This window comes from Neolewinella agarilytica (genome assembly GCF_900110645.1).
Classification (GTDB): domain Bacteria; phylum Bacteroidota; class Bacteroidia; order Chitinophagales; family Saprospiraceae; genus Neolewinella; species Neolewinella agarilytica.
Genome location: NZ_FOFB01000001.1, coordinates 508028 through 527974, shown reverse-complemented (window position 1 = coordinate 527974; position 19947 = coordinate 508028). Strand labels below are relative to the sequence as shown.

Genomic DNA, 19947 nt, shown 5'->3' with positions numbered 1-19947 from the left:
TGCCCAAACGGGATGGGAGAAAGGCTACTGATTGTTTTCTTCCGCTAACTCCGCGTCTTTCCGGTCAAACTTCAGCACGCGCTTACGACTCTTGAAGGGGACGTAGCGGTAGGGGCGTTCCTGCAGGTCCGTCAGCAGGGTATCAGCGGCAAGACTGGCGCGGTTGAGGCGTTCGTAGATGGCATCGTCGGTCATAAGCTTTCCGAGGGTGCCTTCGCCGTCCTTAACGCTGCTCATCACTTCCGTGATGCCGGCGAGTGCCTTGTCTGCTTCGGAAAGTGTACCCTGCAGGCTCTGGATACTGCTGTTTACCTGCGCAACGGTTTGCTCCAGCTCTAATCCGCTGAGGTTGCCCGTCAGATCTTTGGCATTATCAATGATACCCGCGATGGTTTCCTGCTTTCCGGCCAGGGTAGTGGAGAGGGCGGCGAAGTTGTCCATGGTCGTATTCAGCTCACCGGAGTTTTGGTCCATGATGCGCTGCAAGCGGGCGGTGGAGTTCTTCAGGTTCTCCATCGTAACGGCCAGGTCACGGGTAGAGCGGGCAATCGGGTTGTCACTTTCTTCGTCGAAGAGGATGTAACGGATGCTGTCAAGGGCACCGCCAACGGTTTCCTTTATACCCTCCATGGGGCTGGCGCCATCATCGTCGCCACCACCAATAAAGGAGGCCAGGATGCCCTTGTTGGCCCCTTCGAGATAGGAATCGCTCTTGGCGCAGTCGCCGTCGCCAAAGCAGGGTTTGTCGTACTCCATCTCAATGGCTTTTTCCCCCAGCAAGCTGATGGTGGAAATGTAAGCTTTGGTGGTAGGAGGGATATTAATTCCCCGCCGGATGTCTACGGTGACTTTTACCAGACGGGTTTGTTGGTCGAGTCTGATGTCGGCAACCGAGCCGACATTTACGCCACTGATCTGAACGGGCGTGCCGATGGTCAGCCCGGCCACATTGTCATAGTTGATATGATAAATGTTGGAGCGGTCAAACAGATTACTGCCCTGGATATATTTGAAACCCCAAAAGGCCATGCCAATGGCAACAATGGCTAGAATGCCAATTTTAACTTCGTAACGCATACACGTGGGTGCTGATAGATAAAGTGATCCTGCCCGTTTACTCTTTTCGGTGGATACCCCACCGTAACGCAAGTCCGCTAACGATGGTTGGGTCTTCGGTCAGGTAGTTTTCCACTAAGAGTAGCGGCCAGTAGGGCGCGGCCGCGGGTGCAAAGATCGTTAGAAAGCAGTGGGAGGGCATACTTTGATCGATAATTTTCGGCTGTTGGTCTAGCCTTAAGGGCTGATTATATCCATTGGCAACCTGAGGGAGTTCTTGGGCCGGCAGCTTGTTCCTGCCAGCCGATCTTCTCCTTTCAATTTTGTAAATTCCTGATTATGAGAAACAAGGCCAAACTGATCCGCTTTCTGGCGGAGCGGAAAATGCTGGACGAGCCAGCGCTCTCCGGGGAGTTGGAGTCGCACGTCTACGCTGATTTGCCCGCCTGGAAAGACTTTCTCCGCCTGCTGCTGCTTAGCCTCGGACTGGGCTTTCTGGCCTGCGGTATCCTCTTTTTTCTGGCTTATAACTGGGCGGATATGCCCAAGGCCGCAAAAATTTTGTTGGCAACAGCGGGTGTGGTTGTCCCGGTCTTGCTGTCCTTATCCTCCAGGTTTACCCCGCTGGTGAGCAACGGATTGATGACGACCGGGGCCTTTATGGTGGGCGGTCTCTTCGCCGTGCTGGGCCAGATCTACCAGACGGGAGCAGATGCCTACGACCTCTTTCTGGCCTGGTGGGTATTCACGCTTCTGTGGGCAATTGTTGTTGATTTTGACTGGTTGTGGCTACTCTCGCTGGTCTTGCTCAATACTACCATCGGGCTGTATGCTGAGCAGGTGGCCTTCAACTGGTCCTCCGGAACGGTATGGCTGATCTTACTGCTGGTGAATCTAAGCGCCTTTCTCGGCTTTAGCTACTTTGGTGAAAAGGCTCGTAAAAAGACCTATTCCCGCACCTTCTTATTGATCCTTGCTCTGGGAGTTTCCATTATGGCCGTAAATGGCTTTTTGATGGAGCTCTTCGAACCTGAAGAGAGCTGGGTCGGGAGCCTGTTATTGCTGCTGGTCCCGGTGCTGTTGGCGGCGAGCGCTTATCTGGCCTTTTGCCGCAAAGAACTGGCTTATCTGGCCATTACGGCCATTAGCCTTATTACCATCTCTACCGCTGCCATTTTCAACGCCGTAGAAGATACGGAAGGCTTCTTTCTGGCCTCCGCCTGGGTGCTGGGAACTACCGTATTCAGCAGTTTTCAATTAAATAAACTCCGTAAAGACTGGTACCATGACGAACAATGATCTCGAGGCGGAACTCAGCCGCCTCCTGCCGGGGGCGGAACCCGGCGCCACCGGCGCCCGGGAAAAAGTGTTGACCGATTATCTGGACCTCCAGCGTGCGGATAGCTCATTCGCCATCCGCGCCCTTAACCTGACCGGAGGGCTCATCGCAACCATCACCCTGATCGGCTTTATGGCCCTGGGCGGTTTGTTTGACTCCCGACTTTCCATTTTTGTGGTCGGTCTGTTACTGTCAGGCCTTGCCTTTATGCTGAACCGCAGCAGAGCGGGCTTGCTGGCTGAAGCCTTTACGGTAGCCTTGTCGGTTACCGGTGGGGTGATGCTATTGGTCTCCTTCGGCTACGACAATTTTGATGAGCGAACGGTTTGTCTGGCGGGTGCCGCGCTCAGTCTGCTGTTCTTAGCTATTATCGACAATAAGATTGTCTCTTTTCTGGCTACGCTGGCGGGGGGTATCAGCCTCCTGACCTTTACGATTTTGGCGGAGTGGCACCTGTTTACTCATCTCTTTCTGGCCGCGCATGGGGTACTGCTGACCCTCTTTTTCCAAAAAGAGAGCCATTTGCTGACCTTTACCCCGGCTCTTTCCCGGCGCTACTTACCCGTGCGGGCGGGGCTGGCCATCAGTTTTCTGCTGGCAGCCGTTTACCTCGGTAAACAGTTTTGGTGGAGCGAAGAAGTGGTGCGGCAGCACTACGTTGCTTCCTGCGTGATCATTCCACTGGTATTGTTCGTCGCCTACGGGCAGTTGAGGAAGTTCAGGGGCATCGGGCAACGGCAATGGCTGTACCTGGGCGGACTCACCCTGCTGTTATTACCCACCCTCTTTGCACCTGCGATCGCGGCTGCTTTATTGCTCCTGCTGCTGTCCTTTATTGCGGGCTCCCGTGCTCTGACGGTTATAGCTGCTGCCGCCATGATTTACCTCATCGGACAGTACTATTATGATCTCCACCTGACGCTTTTCACGAAATCAATGGTCCTGATGGCTTCCGGCGTTTTGTTGCTGGTGGCTTATGGTTTCCTTCACCCTAAACTTGTGAACCATGAAGACGCTCACTAAGGCCCTGATCAGTCTTAATCTGCTGGCGCTACTCCTGTATCTGGGCTGGTACATCCACCAAAAAGAGACTATCCTGAGCGAGGGACAACTCGTTTTGCTCGAACTCGCACCGGTAGACCCCCGCTCGCTAATGCAAGGCGATTATATGATACTCAACTACGCCATCAGCCGTGGTCTGCCGTCGGATAGTATCCAGAAGCGCGGATACGTAATTGTCACTCTTGATGAGAACGGCGTCGCCGTCCGTCAGCGTCTGCAAGCCGGCACTTCTCCGCTGGCAGAAGGGGAGTTACTCCTCAACTACACCGGAGATCGCTGGCAGATCAACGTCGGTGCCGAATCCTACTTCTTCGAGGAAGGCTCAGCCGAAACCTTCGAAGCGGCTAAGTACGGCGGGCTGCGGATCGATAATAAGGGCAACAGCCTGCTCGTGGGGCTGTACGATGAGGAGCGGCGGTTATTGCAGTAATAAAGCGTGCGACGAACAAAATCACTCTAGCTGCCTGACTTAGTCGGTCTTGACATCAACGGTGCCGTTTGTCCGTACATAAATTACGGTCGCGCTTTCACGGTTGCCGGAAAGATGGTGAGCGGAGCTTTCCGCGGAGCTGAAGTAGCTGCCGGCATTAAGAGTCTTTGTTCCTTCTTCCCCCTGCAGGTGATAGTCGATTGGTCCGTCAATGACTACTGCGTGGAAAGTACTGCCCGAATGGATTAGTTTTCCTGCAAAGCCCGGAGGTAATTTCAGGTACATACCGTACACCTCGCTGGCTTCCGGCTTACCCCAGAGGTAAGATACTTGTGGGCCCTTGACTTTTTCAGACAGGTTTACCCAAACAATATTTGACTGATCGATATTAAGCGGTCGTTCGCCTTCGTCGAATGCCTCATCAACGGGCTTTACGAGATAAGGGCCATGGTCTATTTCAATATAGGCTATGTTTTCTGTTCCGTTGGCTGCGGTAATGTGTGGTTCTCCCGCAGGTTGTGTCCAGAACGAACCTGCCGGCATCCACATTTTTTCGGCTTTGGGATCATCATTATGAACCAGGCCTTTGATCACCGTACCCCGGTAGGTTACGTTGTGAATGTGTGGAGGAGAAGAAAAGCCGTTGGCGAACTTAACGAGAAACCCGGTTGCTTCCTTGCCGTTCCGATCTCCCCATATGGTTCCTGCCTGAGGGCTCTGATCTCCCCGGGCAGGATTGAGTGGAGACCATTCGATCTCAGAGTATAACACTACTTTATTGGTAGAAGATGCCAGGGGCTCTTGCGCTGCTTCCGTGGTTTCAGTTGGCGTGGTTTCACAACTGATCATAGTAGCAGTTATCAGTATCAGGAATAGGATCTGTTTCATTGCTGAGAATGGTTTACCCGTTCAATCATATACATTGTACATGTCTGTTCTTACGGGTGTTAATCGGGAATTGTTCGGTTGTCCCTCCATTTCTCCAACCTTGCATGTAGCCATGGCTTCTGGTAAAACCAGATTTCTGACTTGTGGGGCAAGGTTGGAGAAGGGGAGAGATGACTTGTATGGAAATCTGCTCTAAGATTAAAGGATAGTGAAAATATCCTCTTCGCTTAATCTTGATTTAGGCAGGCTGGCGTTAAAGTCAGTTTCTTTTCTGAAACCCAGGGATACGATGCCTACGGCCGAGTATCCTTTTTCCCGCAGACCAAATTCCTGATCTATCGTTTTAATATCAATCCCTTCCATTGGAACTGAATCAATACCTAAGGCAGCGACGCCCAGCAGGAGGGAGCCCATGTTGAGGTAGACCTGCTTGTCCATCCAGTGCGAAAGATCTTTAAGGTCAAAGCGGTGGATGTTGGCGAAAATCTGGCGGGCGCCATGCATCTGTTCTTTGAATTCCGGCTTGGCGTAGCGGCCATCTTCATCTTCTTTGTCCAGCAGGTGATGCATATATTCATCATCTGCGTCAATGCGGGAGCAGAAGAGAATTACGTGAGAAGCATCCAGCACTTTAGGAGCATTAAAGCTGAAGAAGCCCTGAGTGCCCTTAGCCATGCGCTTCTTACCTTCCTGAGTGCTGGCGATGATGAAGTGCCAGGGTTGAATGTTGGTGCTCGAGGGGCTCATGCGGAGCAGCGTCTTCACCTGCTCGAATTGCTCGTCGCTTAGTTTCTTTTCGGGGTCAAATTCCTTGGTGGAATAGCGCCAGTTCGTTATTTTTTTGAAATCCATTGTCTTAGAAATTAGTTGGGGTTATTTGATTTTATTGTGTGGCAGAGGTGCTCTCTGCTCAGGGTAAAAGCTGATCGGTCAGCTTCAGTAATTCGTCAATACTCGTTTGGTCAGTGGCATCAGCGTGCGCCGGTCCGTAACCACCCCGATCGTTATCGAAGTACTTACCCGACATTGCCATATGTTTTTCCTCAGTGGCCAGGGCTACTAAAATGTCAGCTCCCTTATCTGCCGGAGACCAATGCCTCCCGTAGGCCTCCTTTACCATTTTGGTGTTAAGTAAGGAGCCTGGGTTTACTGCGATGAAAGTGATGTTATCCTCCTGACGGGCCATTTGATGGTTCCACATCGTCAGCGCCAGTTTACTTTGCGCGTAGGCTTCCTGATCAGAGAGGGCTTGCCCTCCTTGTAAGGCCGTTAAGGATACCGGCGCCTGTGCTGCGGAACTCAGATTGATCACCTGCCCCTGCTCACTGGCGTGTAGTAGCGGGAGTAGCTCCCGCGTCAAAAGGACAGGTGCCAGGTAATTCACCAGGAAGCGGATGTCCATTCCGGCGGAATTCCGGGGTGATTTCGTAAGCAGGATCCCCGCATTATTGATCAATACATCGATGACGGAGTGATCAGCCTTTACGGCGCCAGCCATCGCCGAGACGGAGGAGAGGTCGGACAAATCCGCCAGGTAGCCACTTACGGTGGCTTGCGGAGAAGCAGTTTTCAGCTCGGCGAGAACGGCTTCCAGCTTTTGGGCATTTCGCCCGTGCAGGATGACTTCGTGGCCGGCAGCCGCCAGCTTAAAGGCAGCCAGCTTGCCGATTCCATCGGTGCTTCCGGTGATGAATATTTTCTTTTTCATAGCTTTTATTTGTCTGCGGAGTGAAAATTGGGCAGCACATGCTCCGCTAATCGCTCCAGGGTGTCTTCGGTGTTACCGGTGTCGAACCTGAGGTTAATGGCCAGGTGGTTAACGCCAACCTCTTTGAGCAACTGCAGGAACTCGTTGAGGAAATGAATCCCCGTTCTGAATCCTAGCTGTATGGGCTGCGGCCTGAAGTCAGGGTCCGGATGAAGGATGATGTACATCGCCTGCATGAAAGGCTTGTCGTAAGTAGCGTGCCGGGCCACCAGGTCTCGCCATTCGGTGATGGTGTGTTGCTGACTGTACGGGTCTCTCAGGTAATACATCCATCCATCGCCATGTTCAGCGTTCCATTCGAGGCTCTGTCGGCTACGGCCGGTGATGAGTAACGGGATCTTGTGTCCGCTGGCCTTTGGGAGCACATCAACCCGTCCGTCCAACTTGCCATAGTGAGCCGTCTCGAGCGTTGGAAAACTTTCCTGGGCTGCCCGCAAATAAGCGACGGCCTCCCGGAATTGCTCTCCCCGGCTTTCAAAATCGATGCCCATGGCGGGGTATTCGTCCGGACGGTCGCCGGAGGCGACCCCCAGAATCATTCTCCCGCCGGATAAACGGTCGATCGTTGCAGCGGCTTTCACCACGTGAACGGGATGATGCAAAGGCAGGGCAATGCTCGATACGCCCAGCGCAATCTCGCTGGTCTGCCCGGCCAGGTAACCGAGGTAAGTGAAAGGGTCGTAGGTCTGGCCAACGTCTCCAAAGGTCGGAACGTTAAAGGGAATGTCTCTCAACCAGAGCGCCTTAAAGCCCAAGCTTTCTACCAGCTGCGCCCGCTCAAGGTGCGCGCTCATATTCGGAGGAGCGCCTACCGCATAGTCGTCGATGGGAACGACTACACCAATGCTCATCTCTCCGGCAACGAAGACGTTATTGAAACCTTTATTGATGGATTCGAATGCTTTCATTTCTGGTTTTGAAACAGTTCCTGTATTTCGATGAGGCAAAGATGATGGCAAATGGATTCCGCTATGCTGTATATTAAAAGGATATTTAGGTATAAATGGAGGTTTTGAAGCGGAGTTTTGCTGGTTTTACTTCATTTTGAGCTAATTTTAGGGCTCAATTAGTGATAAAATCCCTTTTTCATGCAAGTTGTTCAGTCAAGTAAACCTTTTGAAATACAAGTTTTGGAGCTGTCTGACTGGCAAGAGCGCCCTTTGCAGAATAATTTTTTCGAAGTGGTTTATATCGCCAGCGGCAAAGGGTCTCAATGCATTGACTACAATGAATATGATTATGAGGGGGGCAATATTTTCCTGCTGCCACCGCTTCGTTGTCACTCTTTTAACATCGAGTCGCCGACGAAATTCATTTTTCTGAAGTTCACCAAAGCCTTCTTTTCGGCGGGTAAAGAGTATGGCTCCGACCACGAGAGATGGTTCCGGGAAGCTTCCTACATTCTGGCCAATTACCAGCAGCAGCCGGGGGAGGTGATTGGGAATGAGCATGACCGGAGGAACCTGATCAGCTTAATCCAAATCATTATGTACGAAGCGCAGAATCATCGGGAAAATGCTAATGAATTAATCAAAAGTCTGATGGTGAGTGTGTTGCATATGCTGATTCGGGGCATAAAACGCAATAATGCGGTGCAATCCGCAAGTGTTACCTCTGACCACCGCCTGACGGAAATGACGGCTTACCTCCAGGAGAATTTATCCTCTCCGGAGAAGCTGACGGTTGATAGTCTGGCGACGCAGTTCCACTTGTCGCCAACTTACATCAGTGAATTTTTTCGCAAGAACATGGGCGTTTCCCTGCGGGAGTACATTGCAAAATCGAGGCTCAAACTGGTCGAAATTCGCCTGCTCTACTCTGATTTTACCCTCAATGAAATTGCCGACGAGCTTGGGTTTACGGACGCAAGCCATTTGTCGCGCACTTTCAAAAAATACTCCGGGCAGTCTATCCGGGAGTTCCGTAGCAAGGGAGAGTACAATGTGTTGAAGGTGGCCAAGTGTGGTGTCTGATCCAAAGACCGGGGCTAAGCAAAACCAGCGGGCGCACACGCAGGTCCCAGGTCCCGTTCCTTACGGGGTGCAAAGGAAGTTGTAAAAAAGCAGGGTGGGGGGCTCCTCTGTCTGCTCTTGCCGACTGACGTAAAGACAACTTGTCCGCTACCGTCACTCTTAGCCGGCAATGGATGAACCCCCGGCTACCATTTTCGCGTTAAAGAAGAAAATAATATTGCTTTATGCGTTATCTGCTTTTTCTTCTGCCCGTACTACTCTTCACTACGGCCTGTAACTCTCAGTCCAAAGTAGCCGTTACCAACTCCGACGAGCCTGCCGTCGTAGAAGATCTTACCCCCAACTACAAATATGCCCCACCCGAAGTGGAAGGGGTGATCGAAAAAATAGAGAAACCCGCCAGCTACTGGAAGGAGGTGCTGGACGCTAAGTCCTTCAACGTTCTCCGCGAAGACGGTACCGAGCGCTCCTTCACCAGCCCGCTGTTGAATGAAAAGCGCGCCGGGATCTTCACCTGTGGCGGCTGTGGCCTGCCGCTGTTCAGCTCGTCTACCAAGTTTAAGTCCGGCACCGGCTGGCCAAGTTTCTACGAGCCCATCAACCCCGCTTACATCAAAGAAGACGTCGACGTCCGCTACGGCATGCGCCGCGTAGAAGTCAGCTGCGCCCGCTGCGACGGCCATCAGGGACACGTTTTCCCCGACGGCCCCGAGCCCACCGGACTACGCTACTGCATCAATGGCGTAAGCCTCAACTTCGTCCCGATGGAAGACTTCCCCGAAGTCAGGGAATAATCCGCAGCGAGCAACTTATATTTGCCGGCCGTTGGTTCTTCAGTCGGTAGACTGTAGAGCTGTAGTCAGTAGATTGTAGACGGTAGACTGTAGACGGTAGTGTTGTAGACTGTAGATGGTAGATAGTTAGTAAACTCTACCGTCTACAATCTAACGACTACCCGACTACAATCTACCGACTACCGACTACCGTCTAAAAAAGCCCCTATAGTTCAAGGGATAGAACGTTGGTTTCCTAAACCGAAGATGCAAGTTCGAGTCTTGCTGGGGGCACTCTTGGTATTGATTAAAGCTTAATAGTTTAGGTTTTATCTGTCAACCCTTTTACAGATTTTATCTTATCTCCCGCAACTTTCCCCTCCCCCCATCCCATTATCCCCCCGCAGAGTGGAGCAGCGGTTAGCTCGGGAGTCTCATAATCTCCAGATCGTCGGTTCGAATCCGATCTCTGCTACAAAAAAGCAACCATGATTTTCAACATTTCCTCTTCACTTAGTTATTGGTACTGCCCGTCCGGGCGGTGGATTTTCTAGTGCGTTGAAACGTTGCTTTTGAAAACCCCGTCAGGACTAATTCTGGCGGGGTTTTCTCATTTGGCGGCCTTCCCTGACACCGGATTGTAAACCCGGTCCCACCCCAAAGTCAGGCTGGCGGGTACGAGGTTCGAGTCCTCGGGTACGCACTTTACTTACATACACATTGGTGGTGTCAACTGGCAACACGACGGTTTCCAAGTCCGTAGTTCCGGGTTCAAATCCTGGCCGATGTGCGTTTACGGGTATAGACTCTACCCGTACTTTTTAGGGTAGTTGCACATTCCATGTGCAACAAACACTTGCACGCGGAGCGTGCAAGTACCCACCAGGGAGGTGGTGAGCAATGGTGCTCAAGCGGTCTTGAAAACCGTACTATCTATCAGGATAAGGGTTCGATTCCTTCACCTCCCGCTATTGACATTGTACCCAATACTGGCTATGGGGTAGGCTTGCAATTCCTATTTAATCCCGGTTCGATTCCGGGCGATGTCTCCTACAGTAAGTTGCCAGAGTCCGGTAATGGCCCGCCCTGCTAAGGCGAGAGAACCGAAAGGTTGCAAGGGTTCGAATCCCTTACTTACTGCAAAAAAAAGGTCCACTCCCGGACCAAAACCGGCCATTAACGAATCGGTAACGCACTTATTTTGTGCCTGGGGGCAAATTAGCCAGTCTTTTGTCTTAGATTGTGACTGATTAGTCAGAGTTGGGTCTAATCAATGCTTTGAGAATACACATATCCCCCAAAAACGTTGCTTTATGCAAACAAACTCTACCCTTTTTGTCTTACTGTTTCTAGCTTTATTTTGCTGTTCCGGCATTGTTGTCGGGCAGAGTCAACAGTCCGTTGCACAAACGGAAGATTTAAGTGTTTTCCCCAACCCCGTCCATGACGTTATGCAGTTTGAGACTGCTGAACCACTGGCCAGCATCCGACTCATGTCGATGACCGGGCAAACTGTTCGGGACAATAAAGCCATTGTCAACGGAAACTCTTTCCAGGTGGCTGACCTGCCACGCGGCATGTATATTCTCCGCGTGAAGACCCTGGCCGGCAAGGCACTGGCACGCCGCGTATTGCTGCGCTAATTCCTTACGAGACGTATCATTTACGATAAACCTTGTCCGCACAGACCTACCAACTTACCCAGCTTACCGGTTTTATCCGGCGCGTCTTTGCGCTGAACCTGCCCGAAGCGGTATGGGTAACGGCTGAATTAGCCCAGGCCAACACGTCCCGTGGACATTGTTGGCTTACGTTGGTGGAAAAAGACCCCGAAGGAGAAGGCATCATTGCTCAGCTGGAAGGCGTCGTCTGGGCCAGCCAGTTAACGGATCTTCAGCGCAATCACGGTATTAAATTGGTCCGCGACCTGCTCCGGGAAGGCATGTCCGTTCGCCTTAAGGTAACCACTTCTTTTCATCAACGATATGGTCTCCGCCTGGTGGTGGAAGACATCGATCCCGCCCATACCCTCGGCGAACTGGAGCGCCGCCGGCAGCTCACGCTTGAAGCGCTGAGCAAGGATGGCCTGCTGGACGCCAATGGCAATATTCCTTTCCCGATCGTCCCGCAGCGACTGGCGGTTATCTCCAGCGATACGGCGGCGGGCCTGGCTGACTTCCGGGAACAACTGGAGGCTAACCCCTACGGCTACCGCTTCCATCTTCAGCTTTTTACCGCAGCGATGCAAGGCGTTCAGACGAGCCCTGAGATACAGTCTCGTCTGCGGCAAATTGCCCGCCGTCAAGCCGACTACGACGCCGTTATCATCGTCCGCGGCGGTGGCGGCAGGACGGATCTGGCCGCCTTCGACGAGGAAGCTCTTTGCCGGGCCGTGGCCAGCTTCCCGCTGCCGGTCGTTGTGGGCATCGGGCACGAGACCGACGATTCGGTCCTGGACCGCGTCGCCCACCGCAGCCTGAAAACGCCAACGGCTACCGCCGTCTGGCTTGTGGAACAATTTATGCGGGCGGAAGGCATGGTTGTACAGCTTAGCCGGGCCATTCGGGAAACGGGGGCTCATCATCTGGCGATAGAACGCCCCCGACTGGCCGGCCTTGCGGGCCAGGCCCGCCAACTGGCTGCCGCCGCGCTGCGCGGCGAATCTCAACGCCTCGACCGCGCCGAAAAAGATCTCACCCTCCTGCCCGGCAGAGCCCTCCTCAACGCCAACAGCCAACTCGATAACCTGGAGAAACTACTCTCCGCACTCCGCCCCGAAACAACCCTCGCCCGCGGCTACGCGCTCGTGAGCCAGGACGGTAAACTGCTGCTAAATCCCGAGGATATAACCGAAGGAGAAGTAGAGATCCGCCTTAAGGAAGGGCGGACGACCTTATTGAAACCGGGGGAGTCGGATGCTTAGGATGCGAAATAGGACTCATAAGACACGTCCAAACCAGTCGTCGCGCAGCGACAATAATCTGTGTAAATCCGTGTAAATCTGTGGTTACCTCTTCCGCTGCGAAGCAGCCCCTTTACTCCAGCATCGGTGTACCTCTGTGTTTCCCTCTGTGCACCTCCGTGGTTAACCCTCCGCTGCGAAGCAGCCCCTCCAAAGGATTAGAATTTCAGGATGCTACCGGGGGAGTCGGATTCTTAGGATGCGAAATAGGATTCATAAGACACGTCCAAACCAGTCGTCGCGCAGCGACAATAATCTGTGTAAATCCGTGTAAATCTGTGGTTACCTCTTCCGCTGCGAAGCAGCCCCTTTACTCCAGCATCGGTGTACCTCTGTGTTTCCCTCTGTGCACCTCCGTGGTTAACCCTCCGCTGCGAAGCAGCCCCTCATTCCAGAATCAGTACATCTCCGTAGTTAACCTTCCCGCTGCGAAGCAGCCCCACCTCAAACCGACTTAGGCCACCGATGCACCACCGTCAGCCGCTCCTCCAGCCAGCTGAGCACAAAGTCAAACACTTCCTCTTTCTCCGGCTCATTATGCAGCTCATGATACAGCCCGGGCCAGCTCTTAAAGCTTGTGTTTGCGGGGTTACGTTCCACAAATGCCCGGCTCGCATCATGACTGGTGATCCCATCTTTTTCGCCATGCATCAATAGCGTCGGGATTTCAATTTCGCCCGACCAACCATTTAGCAAATCCGCATTTTCCAGAATGTCGATCCCCGTTTTACTGGTGAGGGTAGGGTGGACGAGCGGATCGTCAACGTAGTCAGCCACCACCTTTGGGTCCCGGCTGAGTAACTGAACATCGAGTTGGCTGTCCTGGCTGAAAGTAGGATAGACGTTTCGTAGCAGCCGGCCAATGCCTACCAATAATTGATTGGGCTGAAAGCTAAGCTGAATATGTGGTGCAGAGACAATGGCCCCGGAAATACGGGGATGACGTCGGATCAGGTAACGGAGTAGCAGATGGCCACCCATGCTGTGTCCGTAGAGGAAAAGAGGGGTGTCCTGATAACGGGTTTCGCAGGCAAGCACGAGATTGGCAATCTCATCGGTGTATTCTGAATAGTTGGCGGCATAGCCTTTGCGGCCTTCGCTGCGTCCAAAGCCCTGCCGGTCATAGCCTACCATCGCAATGCCCCGGGCCTGAAACCAGGCGGCCATATGATCATAGCGGCGGCAGTGTTCCCCGACGCCATGGATGAGGCCAATAACGGCCCGGGCCTTTGGCACCGGCCATTCTACGGCATAAATACGGTTACCATTCGGGTTATTCCAGTGGAATTCTTTTGCTTGCTCCATAATCTTAGCGGAAAAATAGTCAAATTCGCGGCATGAAGCCACGTATTGTGTTTATGGGCACGCCAGATTTTGCGGTCCCCTCCCTGGAAATTCTCATCGCCGCCGGTTATCCGGTCGTCGGCGTCATCACTGCTACCGACAAAATGGGCGGCCGCGGCGGCAAGAAATTGCTGGAAAGCGCGGTAAAGAAATGCGCCGTAAAGCACGGTATTCCGGTCCTGCAGCCACCGAAGTTTAAAAATCCCGAATTTCTGGAACAGCTCCGGGCCCTGAAAGCAGATTTACAGATTGTAGTAGCCTTCCGGATGTTACCCGTGTCGGTTTGGGATATGCCCAAAGGAGGCACCTTCAATCTGCACGGTTCCCTGCTGCCGAAGTACCGGGGCGCAGCTCCGATCAACTGGGCCGTCATCCGGGGAGAACAAGAAACGGGCTGCACGACTTTCTTCCTGAAAAAGGAGATTGATACGGGAGACATTTTGCTGCAGCACCGGATTCCGATCGGACCGGACGATACGGCAGGAGATGTCCATGATCGCATGATGCTCGAAGGAGCAGAACTGGTGCTGAAGACCGTACAATTGATCGAATCCGGCGACTACACCCTCCAGGAACAAGATGGTACGGCGGCCACCTCCGCGCCGAAGATTCACCGGGAAACCTGTGAGATTAATTGGGACCAACCGACGCAGGTGGTCCATGACTTCGTGCGGGGACTGAGCCCTTTTCCCTCGGCCTGGACCATGATGGAGGACAAGCAGCTTAAGATTATTCGCGGAAAACGGGAGTTTAAAATGCATGACTACAAGCCAGGGACCCTGGTAACGGACAACAAAAACTATCTGAAAATTGCCTGTCAGGATGGTTACCTAAAGGTCGAACGTTTACAACTGGCCGGCAAACGAAGAATGGACACGGAAGAATTCCTGCGGGGTATGGATTTTTCCCACTTAGCAATGGAGTAGGGCGCGGACGCAGGTGCAGGGTTTGGTCTTTTGGTCCGTTAGTCCTTTGGAGCTACCGCACGTTGGCGGGAATAATGGAGTTAAGCCACAGCTGGCCTTCAACGTGCGGAAGCCCAAAAGACCAAAGAACTAATATTCCAACGAACAAAACCCCGCACCTGCGTCCGCGCCTACCACACCGTAAAATATCCGTTAAAAAGCTGGGCTTACAGACAATACCACTGCTCTGGTAATCATTAATATGGCTGGTAGCTTCTTTTCTCGAGCATACGTATTGAACCTGAATTCATATCCAAATGGTTTACGCTTGCCCCGGGACAAACACCGTGAGCTATCCCTTGCGGTAGCAAATCAAGAGCACGAAGTACTGCGCAGCAAATCGCAAATCAAGAATCGAACATCGCCAATCAAAAAACATAGCAAACGAAGTTTGATATGTTTGTCTTGAGTCTTTCCACCCCGCCCGTATGAAACGTCAAGAATTAAGCTTCCTCCTTCTTCTCCTTTTAATCGCTACCAGCCTGAACCTGGACGGCCAGCGCCGTCGATCTAAGAATGCCGAGCCGGTTTGGCCTCCCGAGCGCTCCTACGGTCGTACTACCCTGGGAAATGCTCTTCAGGACGTCTTTCAACGTCATTATGACTTTTGCGGCTTCAGCAAACCGAACTCTAAACGGGATTACACCCCGCCAACCATTGACCGTTTCCTGGGCAAGCGCAGCCTGCGTACCCGGGTTGAACGGGCCGACATCAACGGCGGCAACCTGCTGAGTTACATCTTTACCGATGAAGAAACGGGTTTCCCGCTGGACAAAATTCAGTACCGCGCTGATCAGCTGCTGTTCAACAAAGCTGTCGGTATTGATCTTACTCCGCAACCCCGGCCGGGCTTTGATGCTTTTCTGCTCACCAAAAACTGTAGCGGCTACCTGAAGGCCAGCCTCGATGCCGGCCTAAAGCCTCCTTACGTCGCCTTCAGCGCCGCCCTGAATACGGACGAGCGCCGCAACAGCACCGTCGTAGCGATGGCGGGTAGTTTTGTTAGCCCCATTGCCGAAGTACTGGCCGCCAACGATGCCCGTACCACTGAGCTGATGGCTACCCTCTGGCGCTTCTATCAGGATCATCCCGAATACGCTGGCCGGGCCTATTATCTCACCCAGTTCGAAGGCGTCATGGTTAAACACCTGACCGATGCCGCGGAAGTTTCCATGACCGAGCAAACCCTGGGCGTCAATGTCTCTTTGCCGCTTGCCGGAGGCCTCAAGGCCGCCGCTACCCGCGGCCGTACCAGCCAGAACGCTTTTAACGGTACCGACTGGGAAACGATCGTCTATACCGATTTCGAGGGCCCTTATCAACGCGACCGGCTATATGCCCGTCTGCCGTCTCCCGAAGAGATCAGCAATTACTTTCGTTACACTCCGTTGGTGGAGCTGGACAAAGCTCACCCGGCCCCGCTTCGCGAGGGCGGTAGCCACCAGCATGCTGTGAGTGTCAGCGGTTTGCCCGCTGGCCTGGCCGGTGCAGGTTGGCAGATTGATAATCTTCGGGGAGGTGCTTACCGGGGTGTTCCCAGCCTCGAGGTGACAACTTCCGGAAGCTCCGGACTATCCTTCTCGATTGGTGGCAACACTTCTCCGGAACTCTTTTTGCCGGAGAACCTTGGCGCTATCGAAGTAGTTCCCCTCAATTACGAGCTGGTACTTCCTGCCCGTAATGGTATGCCTGACTTGCGGATTCCCGTTTCTCAGCGCCTTCCCACCTCCACTCACCCGCTGGTGGACCTGGCCGGTACCCGCTTTGAGCTGCAACGGAAAAATAACGGGCAGTACGCCTTTCAGTGGCATATTACCCTGAACGTCAATGATCGTGACAATCCGCTTGATCCCGCTGGGAAGTTCGAAGCGACGAAGATTACTGCTGGATACGCCGATAACCCGCTTGACGTCAGGCTCCTCTCCGCTGACTACGATGACCGGCGCACCACCCTGAATGTTGTGCTGGAGAGCGAGCGTACCTGGCCACTCAAGGATATTGATGACCGCAACATGCTGACTATGCCACTGCGCGTGGAAGTGTGTCTCCCGGTAAAAGATGGCTACTCCTTGTGTCGTCGTCCGCTGGCAGCGAGATTAGCCGTACCTCGCATTCGTGTGGAGGCGATGCCGCTTATTCCCGGGGCGAAGGGGGAGTAGAGGATTAAGGGGGGAAAGGGAGTAAAGGGTTAAGGGGGAAGGGACTATTACCCTATAAGCCGTTTCCTTTTTTAGCACGAGCTGCCGCCATTGGGTCATCCTTTTCGAGCAGACGGAGCGCTTCGATCACAATGGGATCTTCTTCGTTGAGTACCTGGAAGAAGGCGGAACCGTCAAATAGTTGCCGCGCCAGGCGGGCGCGGAAGAAGAGCGAGAGCTCCGGGCGCAGGCGTGCGGGCATATCTTCAAGGGCGCCTTCATAATCAACCATCGCCCGGGTAGTCAGGCCGGGAATGATCTCGTCGAGGTCAGGTTGAAAGCGGGCGATGTACTCATCGAGGGTTTTGAATTGTTTCAGTTCGGGATGACGACGGACGTACTGGAAAATGTAGGCCGGAACCTCCTGACGCAGACGAAGGAAAGTCTCGTTGTTCAGGCTGGTGTCCAGCGGAACGAAATAGTCGGGCGTAATACCGCCGCCGCCAAAAACAGGGTGCCCGGTATCGGTGTAGTAGATTACGGAGCTGTCCCGGCTGTCATTTTCGCCGTCGAAGAGTTCGCCGCTATCGAATCGCTCATTGAGTTCCCCCCGGTATTCTTCTTCGCCTTCGTCATATGAGCGCTGGATGCTTCGCCCGGAAGGGGTGTAGTAGCGGGCCACGGTGAGGCGGAGGGCGGAACCATCGCTGAGCGGGTATTGTTCCTGCACGAGGCCTTTACCGAAACTGCGGCGGCCTACGATAATCCCCCGGTCGTGATCCTGTACAGCACCCGCTAAAATCTCGCTGGCACTGGCGGAACCTTCGTCTACTAATACGGCTACGTCGCGGATGTTATAGAAGGCCCGACCATTCGTTTTATAGTCGACCCGACGGGAATTTCGCCCTTGAGTGTATACCAGTAGTTCTCCCTTTTGGGGGAAGAGTTGACTCAGCATTTTGGTAGCTTGCTGGAGGTAACCACCGGGGTTGTCGCGCAGGTCAATGACGAGGTGCTCAGCGCCTCCTTTTTCCATTTGTTCTTCGAGGGCCTTGACGAACTCGTCGTAGGTAGTCGCACTAAAGCGATTGATCTTTACGTAGGCCGTTTTATCATTTAGTTTGTAGGCGGCATCCACGCTGTAGACCGGGATGGGCGCCCGGGTGATGGTGAAGCCCTTCAGTTCCGGTTCGCCGGGACGGCGAACGCTGATGCTCACGTCAGTATTGCTGACGCCCCGCATCAGACTGGCCGGGTCAATATTGAATTCGTTGACACCCGTGACCATACTGTCTTCGACCATAATGATCTGATCGCCGGGCATCAGCCCGGCTGTTTCACTGGGGCCGCCGGGTAGGGTAGAGACTACTGTAATGGTGTCGTCTACCACCAGGAACTCGATGCCAATGCCTTCAAAGTTCCCTTCCATAGATTCATTCAAGGCTTGCAGTTGCTCGGCGGGAATGTAGCTGCTGTGTGGGTCGAGTTCATCAATGACTGCTGAAATGGCCGCTTCATAGAGTTCATCAGTGTCCGGTGCATCAACGTACCGCGCCTCGATGTACCGAAGCAATTCTTCCACTCTGCCATTACCGGAAACACCCTCGTTTCCACCGCTGACGAGCAAGGGAGCGTTGCTTTGAAGCCGATAGCCGATAAAGAGTCCAATGGCCAGCGTAAGTGCAAAGAGGAGCGGTGTCCAGATTGAAGATCGTTGATTTTTCATCTCTTGAGTCTATAGATGCGAAGGTAAGCCTAATTGTTGTACGGCTTGTTAATGATAATAGGGTGTAGAATGTTTTGTCGGGCGCGGACGCAGGTGCAAAAACGGTTGATTGGCAAGGGGAGAGCCTAGTTGAGCCGCTATGCGTCGATCGCGAACGGGGCCGCAGGCTCCCGGAGCGTGTTATTGCGGTAGCTTTTTCTTGGTGGGCGTTACCCGGTCAAAGTTGCTACGCTCCCTTGTTTGGGTCGACGCATAGCGTCTCTACCAGAAGCAAAAACAGAATTCTAGCCTTATATTATTGAGAAATCTGATAAATTACGATAATGGAAAAAAGGAGTTCAAAAGTTCCGCACCAAGATCTAGATTTTCGACCAGTTCATATTACTTACCGTCTGGCGGGTAGTTTGCCTAATGTAACCCTAAGTCTGCTGCGCGAGAAACATGAATTCGCTAAAAGAGAATTAGAACTGGATTCGAAAAAAGTCCAGAACTGCTCTCTTCTGGCTTGTACAAAAAAAAGCTTTTTGAGATTAATGCAAATTTTGAATTGGAAATAGATCACGCACTTCACGCCATTAAAAAAGGGCCATTTCATTTATGTGATGTTCGATTGGCACAAATCATCATTGATTCATGGATATTTTTACAAGAACATCAGTTTGTATACATATGCGCTATATGTGTAATGGGGAACCATGTTCACGCTCTGGTACGGGCTCCTGAAGGTAAAGAGACGATTGATCTAGGTAAACTCATGAATCGACATAAATCACATACGGCAAGGCTGTGTAATCGAATACTGGGTACTACTGGCACGCAGTTTTGGGAGAAATTTTATTTTGACAGAACGGTACGACAGGGAAAGTTTGACCGTGCTATGTGGTATGTTTTAAATAATCCAGTTAAGTCTGGCCAAGTCAAGGATTGGAGAGATTGGCCAGGTACTTATTTAAACCCAGATTTTGATGCACTGTACAGGAACCCTGGTTGAGCCGCTATGCGTCGATAGCGACGGGGCCGCAGGCTCCCGGAGCGTGTTATAGGGATAGCTTTTGCCTGGTGGGCGTTACCCGGTCAAAGTCGCTGCGCTCCCTTGCCCGGGTCGACGCATAGCGTCTCTACCAGAGCCTGGTTGAGCCGCTATGCGTCGATAGCGAATGGGGCCGCAGGCTCCCGGAGCGTGTTATAGGGATAGCTTTTGCCTGGTGGGCGTTACCCGGTCAAAGTCGCTGCGCTCCCTTGCCCGGGTCGACGCATAGCGTCTCTACCAGAGCCTGGTTGAGCCGCTATGCGTCGATAGCGAATGGGGCCGCAGGCTCCCGGAGCGTGTTATAGCGATAGCTTTTGCCTGGTTGGCGTTACACGGTCAAAGTCGCTGCGCTCCCTTGCCCGGGTCGACGCATAGCGTCTCTACCAGAGCCTGGTTGAGCCGCTATGCGTCGATAGCGACGGGGCCGCAGGCTCCCGGAGCGTGTTATAGGGATAGCTTTTGCCTGGTGGGCGTTACCCGGTCAAAGTCGCTG

General features: G+C 53.0%; 18 protein-coding genes and 5 tRNA genes. 15 read left to right on the top strand and 8 right to left on the bottom strand.

Annotated elements, in window-relative coordinates; translation table 11 throughout:
* Positions 1-24: 24 nt before the first annotated feature.
* The gene (locus tag BM123_RS02025) at positions 25-1077 is read right to left on the bottom strand and encodes an MlaD family protein (RefSeq protein WP_090165124.1); all 1053 of its coding nucleotides are present in this window, start codon (positions 1075-1077) and stop codon (positions 25-27) included.
* A gap of 37 nt (positions 1078-1114) precedes the next feature.
* Positions 1115-1258 carry a hypothetical protein gene (locus BM123_RS24135; protein ID WP_175489220.1) on the bottom strand — a complete coding sequence of 48 codons (144 nt, stop codon included), beginning with the start codon at positions 1256-1258 and terminating at the stop codon, positions 1115-1117.
* 137 nt (positions 1259-1395) lie between these two features.
* On the opposite strand from BM123_RS24135, the gene BM123_RS02020 reads away from it, so the two are divergent.
* Genes BM123_RS02020 through BM123_RS02010 form a run of 3 tightly spaced genes read left to right on the top strand, consistent with a single transcriptional unit; the run spans position 1396 to position 3887 of the window.
* Positions 1396-2355 carry a DUF2157 domain-containing protein gene (locus BM123_RS02020; protein ID WP_090165123.1) on the top strand — a complete coding sequence of 320 codons (960 nt, stop codon included), beginning with the start codon at positions 1396-1398 and terminating at the stop codon, positions 2353-2355.
* Entirely contained in the window at positions 2342-3418 is a 1077-nt protein-coding gene (locus BM123_RS02015) for a DUF4401 domain-containing protein (protein WP_090165122.1), read from the top strand. The genes BM123_RS02020 and BM123_RS02015 overlap by 14 nt, the downstream gene beginning before the upstream one ends.
* On the top strand, positions 3402-3887 hold the full coding sequence (locus BM123_RS02010) for a GDYXXLXY domain-containing protein (RefSeq protein ID WP_090165121.1): 486 nt from the start codon (positions 3402-3404) through the stop codon (positions 3885-3887). The genes BM123_RS02015 and BM123_RS02010 overlap by 17 nt, the downstream gene beginning before the upstream one ends.
* Before the next feature lie 39 nt (positions 3888-3926).
* On the opposite strand, the gene BM123_RS02005 is transcribed toward BM123_RS02010, so the two are convergent.
* From BM123_RS02005 to BM123_RS01990, 4 genes are all read right to left on the bottom strand, one after another.
* Positions 3927-4775, bottom strand: coding sequence for a DUF4437 domain-containing protein (locus BM123_RS02005; protein ID WP_090165120.1), 849 nt, complete (start codon positions 4773-4775; stop codon positions 3927-3929).
* Between the two features lie 198 nt (positions 4776-4973).
* The gene (gene nfsB, locus BM123_RS02000; protein ID WP_090165119.1) at positions 4974-5627 is read right to left on the bottom strand and encodes an oxygen-insensitive NAD(P)H nitroreductase; all 654 of its coding nucleotides are present in this window, start codon (positions 5625-5627) and stop codon (positions 4974-4976) included.
* Between the two features lie 58 nt (positions 5628-5685).
* Positions 5686-6483: an SDR family NAD(P)-dependent oxidoreductase gene (locus BM123_RS01995; protein ID WP_090165118.1), complete on the bottom strand. Its 798-nt coding sequence runs from the start codon at positions 6481-6483 to the stop codon at positions 5686-5688.
* 5 nt (positions 6484-6488) lie between these two features.
* Positions 6489-7451: an LLM class oxidoreductase gene (locus BM123_RS01990; RefSeq protein ID WP_090165117.1), complete on the bottom strand. Its 963-nt coding sequence runs from the start codon at positions 7449-7451 to the stop codon at positions 6489-6491.
* Between the two features lie 180 nt (positions 7452-7631).
* On the opposite strand from BM123_RS01990, the gene BM123_RS01985 reads away from it, so the two are divergent.
* From BM123_RS01985 to xseA, 9 genes are all read left to right on the top strand, one after another.
* Complete coding sequence (locus BM123_RS01985; RefSeq protein WP_090165116.1) at positions 7632-8516, top strand: AraC family transcriptional regulator; 885 nt, start codon at positions 7632-7634, stop codon at positions 8514-8516.
* A 224-nt stretch (positions 8517-8740) separates the two neighbouring features.
* Positions 8741-9310, top strand: coding sequence for a peptide-methionine (R)-S-oxide reductase MsrB (gene msrB, locus BM123_RS01980; protein ID WP_090165115.1), 570 nt, complete (start codon positions 8741-8743; stop codon positions 9308-9310).
* Between the two features lie 201 nt (positions 9311-9511).
* A tRNA-Arg gene (locus BM123_RS01975) sits at positions 9512-9583 on the top strand.
* Between the two features lie 108 nt (positions 9584-9691).
* Positions 9692-9764: transfer RNA gene (locus BM123_RS01970), tRNA-Met, on the top strand.
* Positions 9765-10006: 242 nt separating this feature from the next.
* Positions 10007-10079, top strand: a tRNA-Trp gene (locus tag BM123_RS01965).
* Between the two features lie 95 nt (positions 10080-10174).
* Positions 10175-10257, top strand: a tRNA-Ser gene (locus BM123_RS24130).
* 86 nt (positions 10258-10343) lie between these two features.
* Positions 10344-10429 (top strand) — tRNA-Ser (locus tag BM123_RS24125).
* A gap of 173 nt (positions 10430-10602) precedes the next feature.
* Positions 10603-10932, top strand: a complete 330-nt coding sequence (locus tag BM123_RS01960) for a T9SS type A sorting domain-containing protein (protein WP_090165114.1) — start codon at positions 10603-10605, stop codon at positions 10930-10932.
* 32 nt (positions 10933-10964) lie between these two features.
* On the top strand, positions 10965-12212 hold the full coding sequence (gene xseA, locus BM123_RS01955) for an exodeoxyribonuclease VII large subunit (protein WP_090165113.1): 1248 nt from the start codon (positions 10965-10967) through the stop codon (positions 12210-12212).
* Between the two features lie 483 nt (positions 12213-12695).
* On the opposite strand, the gene BM123_RS01950 is transcribed toward xseA, so the two are convergent.
* The gene (locus tag BM123_RS01950) at positions 12696-13598 is read right to left on the bottom strand and encodes an alpha/beta hydrolase (RefSeq protein ID WP_245748384.1); all 903 of its coding nucleotides are present in this window, start codon (positions 13596-13598) and stop codon (positions 12696-12698) included.
* On the opposite strand from BM123_RS01950, the gene fmt reads away from it, so the two are divergent.
* Both fmt and BM123_RS01940 read left to right on the top strand, forming a co-directional pair.
* Positions 13589-14521, top strand: coding sequence for a methionyl-tRNA formyltransferase (fmt, locus tag BM123_RS01945; RefSeq protein ID WP_245748383.1), 933 nt, complete (start codon positions 13589-13591; stop codon positions 14519-14521). The genes BM123_RS01950 and fmt overlap by 10 nt on opposite strands.
* A 467-nt stretch (positions 14522-14988) precedes the next feature.
* A complete protein-coding gene (locus BM123_RS01940; RefSeq protein ID WP_090165112.1) occupies positions 14989-16719 on the top strand; it encodes a hypothetical protein in 1731 nt (576 codons plus the stop codon).
* Positions 16720-16771: 52 nt separating this feature from the next.
* Here the strand turns inward: BM123_RS01940 and BM123_RS01935 are convergent, their stop codons facing one another.
* The gene (locus BM123_RS01935; RefSeq protein WP_090165111.1) at positions 16772-18424 is read right to left on the bottom strand and encodes a S41 family peptidase; all 1653 of its coding nucleotides are present in this window, start codon (positions 18422-18424) and stop codon (positions 16772-16774) included.
* Between the two features lie 505 nt (positions 18425-18929).
* Between BM123_RS01935 and BM123_RS01930 the strand changes: the two genes are divergently transcribed.
* Positions 18930-19415, top strand: a complete 486-nt coding sequence (locus tag BM123_RS01930; protein ID WP_090165110.1) for a transposase — start codon at positions 18930-18932, stop codon at positions 19413-19415.
* The last annotated feature ends 532 nt before the right edge of the window (positions 19416-19947 follow it).